The following is a 4,790-nucleotide window of genomic DNA, read 5'->3' on the forward strand; positions in this document are numbered from 1 at the left end:
GCGGCCGCCGGCGCCGGCTTGGGCACCGGGGGCTCGGGGCGTCCCGGCTCCTCGCTGCCGTGGACGGCATTGAGCCGGTCGGAGAGTCTCACAGCCCGGCCCGCCGATGCAGGCCCCTGCGCTGCTGGTCCGCGCGGGCAGGATCGAACCGCTCGACCAGCCGGCGCAGTGCCTTGGCCGCGGGATCGCGGGAGCCGTCCTGCAGCAGCGGTTCGCCCTTGTTCATCGAATAGGCCACGGCACGGGAACGGGGAATGACCACGTCCACGGGGGCACCGAGCACCGCTTCGATGTCCTGCACCGACAGTCCGCTGTGGCGGTCGGCGGTATTGACCACGATGCGCCGGGTCTCGGGCACGAGCTGCAGCTGGCCCAGGACCTCCAGTTCCTTGCGCAGCCCGCGCACGCTGGGGACGTCCATGCCGCACAGGAAGACGGCATCGGTGGCGGCCTCCAGCGCCGCCAGGGTCTGTTCCCCCAGGCCCGGAGCGGTGTCCATCACCACGTACTGGAATTCGCTGGCCAGCTGCTTGAGCAGGTGCACGATGTTCTCTCCGCTGATACGGTCCCCCTCGGCCGGAGACGAGGGGGCACAGAGGGCATAGATGGAGGCCGGGTGCACGCTGAGGAAGGCCTTGAGGACCATCGGATCCTGCGCCGCGGCCCCGGTGACCGCGTCCACGAGCGTGTGTTCGGGGTCGAGCCGGAGCGCTGTCGCCACATCGCCGAACTGCACGTCCAGGTCCACCAGCACCGTGGACATCGGTGCCACCCGGCCCAGCCCGACGGCCAGGTTGGCGGCGACGGTGGTTTTCCCGACGCCGCCCTTCGGCGAGGTAACGGCCAGGATTCTTCCGCCGGGTCCTTCCGGCGCGGCCGGCGGCAGCAGGTTCCGGCGCCGGCTGGCCGAGGCATGGCAGGCCCGCTCCAGCAGGACCCGGATGGTGTCCGGGTCCGCCGCCGGTTCCAGGACGTCCCGGATCCCTGCGCGCAGGGCCGACAGGGCAAGGTCCGGGTCCACCGCGCAGACCAGCACCAGGCTGATCTCCGGGTGCTGGACGTCGAAGACCGCGGCCAGCTGCAGGGCTTCATCCACCCGGACCCCGGGGCCCAGCAGGATGACCTCGGGCATCTCCCCTGCCACGTGGTGCAGCAGTTCGGCCGGGGTGGCCGGCAGCCGCACCTCCCGCAGCGTCTGCACGCTGCCGGGAAGGCCGCCGGAGATCGCCTGCCGCACCCGCTGGTCGAAGCCGGTGTCATCGGTCACCAGGAAGAACCTGCTCATCGGTAGACGCCGTCCTTCGTGACCACGCCCGTCCCGCCTTCGCCGGCGCCCGCCGGCTCCCTGGACAGCCAGATCGACCCGAACTCCGCGGCGAAGACGAGCTTTTCCGCATCCGGCGCCTTCCGGGCCAGGGTCACCAGCATCGCGCCCTCCGGTACCGGCGGCGCTGCAGCCGCGTCCGCCCGGTCCGCCTGGTCGGTTCGCGCGGCCGGGGCACCCTGCACGCTGGTGACCAGCACCTTGTGGAAGAGCTGGTGCGTCGTGGGACCGTCCCGGCCGGCGCCGGAATCGAAGGAGGCGAACAAGCCCACCGTGTCCCCGGCCGCCAGCTGCCCGCCCACCACCCGGTCCGGGCCCAGCTGGATGGTGACTTCCTGCATGCCCTCCGGCACCGGGACCCTTCCGGGCGCTTGGAGTTCCGCCGGATCCACCAGCCGGCCGGCCAGCAACTGCTCGCCGGGCAGCAGGTCCCCGGCGGCGACCTTGCCGCGAAGGGCCGCCAGGTCCGTCACCGCGCCGTCGGCCACGGCCGCGGCCGGGACCGGCTGCAGCCTCAGGTACCGGCCGAGGTCTTCGGCCGGCGTCGCGGCCGGGACCCTCTGCCGGACCAGGTAGACCTCGACAGGCTCCGTCCCGCGCAGGGCCCGCCGGTCCGCGTCCTGCACGTAGGCGATGATCAGCACCGTGCCGGTCACGGCCAGCACGACCGCGGCCAGGGCTCCCAGCAGGCGAATGTTCACGGCAGTCCTAACGGGTCAGGGTCACGACGGACGTTCCGAGGTCGGGCCCGCCGGTGCGAAAGCCCTCGTCCGGCGAAACGAAGCGCACGAACTTCCCGATGAGCCCCTTGCAGCTGCCCCTGCACTGGGCACCGCTGTAGGTGGTGTTGCGGTAGCTGGTGCCGGGGAAGTTCCAGCCCAGCACCTGGAAAGCAGCCCAGCCGCGGATCGCGTACCATCCGCCGCTGCCCGTGCCGCCCTTGTCCCCGTACACCGGCAGCAGGACGGTCTGATCCGCCACGGAGGCCAGCACCGGGGCGCAGTTGGCGGGCAGGCTGGTGCCCGTATCGCTGCGCATCGGAGCGTTCACGGCAATGTCGACGTCGGCCCGGCAGCGGCCCGCCGGGTCGTCCAGCCAGCCGAACCCGCCGGGCAGCAGTTTGCCGGACGGGCTGACGCTCGAACAGTCGGTGCCGCCGGAATCCCCGTGCATGCTGATCACCTGCACCGGCCCGTCGAGCTTGAACACGCACGGGGCGAAGGCCAGGGGCAGGACCGCGGGTCCGCCGGCCGGGTTCCCCCAGGCAGCAACCGCCTGGGCCGCCACCGTGACATCCCGGAAGCCGAGGATCGAGGCGAACGTCAGGGTCAGGGCACCCGCGCCCGTGGCGGCGTCCCTGCTGGTCGCTTGGACGAGGACCGAACCGGAGGTCGGAAACGCCAGCCTTCCCACCGTGGCGGCACCGTCGTTGGCGTTGACGTTGACCAGCTGCCGGGCGGTTTCGTGCGGGTCGGTGCAGCTGCCGTCCGCGCAGTCCTGGGCCACGGCCAGGGCCGCCGCATCGGCACCGTTCTGCAGCTGGGCGCGTTCGGCGTACAGCGCGCCGGCGTCGACGGCGAGGGCCACGAACCCCAGCAGGGCCACCAGGGACACCGCCACCACAAGCGCCACCGCTCCCTGTTCCCGGTCGGACCGGGCATCGTCTATCCACCGCAACGCATCGCCGCCTTTCCCGTGAGTTTCACGCCGGGGCCGAAAAACCCGGTCACGGAGTCCAGTTCGTAGGTGATGACCACCGTCGCCGTCCTGCCCGCGGCACAGGCCGCCGGACTGATGGCAATCTGCCCGTCCGCCAGCGCCGGGTCGAGGGCGGCTGCCGCCGCCCGGGCAGCACGGCGGGCGGCATCCGGGTTGTTTTCCACGGCCATGGCCCGGGCGCCCTCGCGCGCTGCGCCGGTCACGGTGATCTGCGCATTGTAGGCAAGGCCGAATTCCATGATGCCCAAAAGCAGTGCCACGAGGATCGGCAGAATCAGCGCGAATTCCACCGCCACGGCACCGCGTTCGGATTCCGCTTTGCGCATTCCGGTCACCGGGGTTGTCGGGGTGCAGCTGCCCTGCGGATGCCCGGGGCCGGACAGCTGCACCGGGCGTCAGCCCTCACCCCCCGGCAGTGCCTCGCTGACCTGCATGAACATGTCCTGGATCTGCGGTCCAAGGATCACGAGGGCGCCGACGACGAGGACCGCGATCAGGCCGATGATCAGGCCGTACTCCACTGCGGTGGCACCGGATTCATCGCCGAAAAGGCGCTTTTTCGTGATGGAAAGGAATGACATCAGGGCGGCATAGAAAGACATGACGTGTCCTTAAGATCGGGTCCTGGAAACTTATTGGAGTTATGTCGGGACATACGGAAACCCGCAGCGGGCAACCGCGCGATTGGACCAATCAATGGTGGCTAGCCAATTTAGACAGTAGGCTTAGTTAAACGTTCCGGCAACCCTTGGGCGGCCTTGCGGGCCGGAAAGGGGGCAAAAAATCCGGACACTCCGTCCCGCGGGCCGGGCCGGGGAACTGCTACCGCAGCACCACGAACTTTGTGACCTTCGCGTCCCGTCCGTCCAGTTCGGCCCAGCTCTTGGTGTGCTCCAGGACGGTCAGCCCCGACGTCGGATAGTGCGAGGCCATGTCCATGACGGACTCTTCATCCGATTCCACCGAGGCCAGCCGCATCGCCAGCTCCTGGACCCCCGGCATGTGGGCGATCACCAGCAGGCTGGTGATGCCCTCCGGCAGGTGGTTGATTTCGCGGAGGATCCGGCTTCCGGGGGCCGCGTAGAGCTCGTCCGAGAGCATCGGCGTCGGGGCCTTCTCCCCCAGCTCGCTGCAGACCCAGGTGCACGTCTGCCGGGTGCGCAGGGCGGAGGAACACAGGATGAAATCCGGCACGTAGCCGTGTTTGAGCATCCAGCGGCCCACCATCGGCGCCTCGTGGTGGCCGCGTTTGGCCAGCGGCCGCTCATGGTCGGGGACACCGGTGGGCCATGCCGCCTTGGCATGGCGCATGATCATCAGCCGCTTTACGTGGTGTCCACCCATGCTGGGCAGTTTATCGGCCGAGGGCCCCCCTGCCAGTGAAGCGAGTAGCGGGAGGCCGGTAAACGTTATCGTTCGCTGCTTCCCCGCACGTTCCGCGTACGGGGACCGGGACGGCCCCCTTGCCGAGGGCCGGCGCCGGTGGAAGGCTCGGACCATGACGGAGCAGACCTTGGCGGCCGACGTCGTCGTCATCGGCGCCGGTGCGGTGGGCGAGAACGTGGCCGGACGCACCGCCCGCGCCGGGCTGGACACCCTCCTGGTGGAGCGCGACCTGGTCGGCGGCGAGTGCTCCTACTGGGCGTGCATGCCGTCCAAGGCGCTGCTGCGCCCGGGCACCGCGCTGCAGGCCGCCCGCCACGTCAAGGGGGCCCGGGAAGCGGTCACCGGGCGGCTGGATGCCGCG

General features: G+C 70.4%; 7 protein-coding genes. 1 reads left to right on the forward strand and 6 read right to left on the reverse strand.

Annotated elements, in window-relative coordinates:
* Window positions 1-88: 88 nt before the first annotated feature.
* From ACFQ36_RS20800 to ACFQ36_RS20825, 6 genes are all read right to left on the reverse strand, one after another.
* Window positions 89-1,285 carry a CpaE family protein gene (locus tag ACFQ36_RS20800; RefSeq protein ID WP_377017139.1) on the reverse strand — a complete coding sequence of 399 codons (1,197 nt, stop codon included), beginning with the start codon at window positions 1,283-1,285 and terminating at the stop codon, window positions 89-91.
* Window positions 1,282-2,025 carry a Flp pilus assembly protein CpaB gene (locus ACFQ36_RS20805; protein WP_377017141.1) on the reverse strand — a complete coding sequence of 248 codons (744 nt, stop codon included), beginning with the start codon at window positions 2,023-2,025 and terminating at the stop codon, window positions 1,282-1,284. The genes ACFQ36_RS20800 and ACFQ36_RS20805 overlap by 4 nt, the downstream gene beginning before the upstream one ends.
* A gap of 7 nt (window positions 2,026-2,032) precedes the next feature.
* Window positions 2,033-2,956, reverse strand: a complete 924-nt coding sequence (locus tag ACFQ36_RS20810; RefSeq protein ID WP_377017143.1) for a pilus assembly protein TadG-related protein — start codon at window positions 2,954-2,956, stop codon at window positions 2,033-2,035.
* A 32-nt stretch (window positions 2,957-2,988) separates the two neighbouring features.
* Window positions 2,989-3,369, reverse strand: coding sequence for a TadE/TadG family type IV pilus assembly protein (locus ACFQ36_RS20815; RefSeq protein WP_377017145.1), 381 nt, complete (start codon window positions 3,367-3,369; stop codon window positions 2,989-2,991).
* A 69-nt stretch (window positions 3,370-3,438) separates the two neighbouring features.
* Entirely contained in the window at window positions 3,439-3,645 is a 207-nt protein-coding gene (locus ACFQ36_RS20820; RefSeq protein WP_377017147.1) for a Flp family type IVb pilin, read from the reverse strand.
* A 220-nt stretch (window positions 3,646-3,865) separates the two neighbouring features.
* Window positions 3,866-4,387 (reverse strand): SixA phosphatase family protein, encoded by a 522-nt coding sequence (locus ACFQ36_RS20825; protein WP_377017149.1) that lies wholly within the window; start codon window positions 4,385-4,387, stop codon window positions 3,866-3,868.
* 154 nt (window positions 4,388-4,541) lie between these two features.
* Here ACFQ36_RS20825 and ACFQ36_RS20830 point away from each other — a divergent pair.
* Window positions 4,542-4,790 (forward strand): FAD-dependent oxidoreductase (locus ACFQ36_RS20830; RefSeq protein ID WP_377017151.1); only part of this gene is annotated, 249 nt, incomplete at its 3' end.

This window comes from Arthrobacter sp. GCM10027362, assembly GCF_042679445.1.
Classification (GTDB): domain Bacteria; phylum Actinomycetota; class Actinomycetes; order Actinomycetales; family Micrococcaceae; genus Crystallibacter.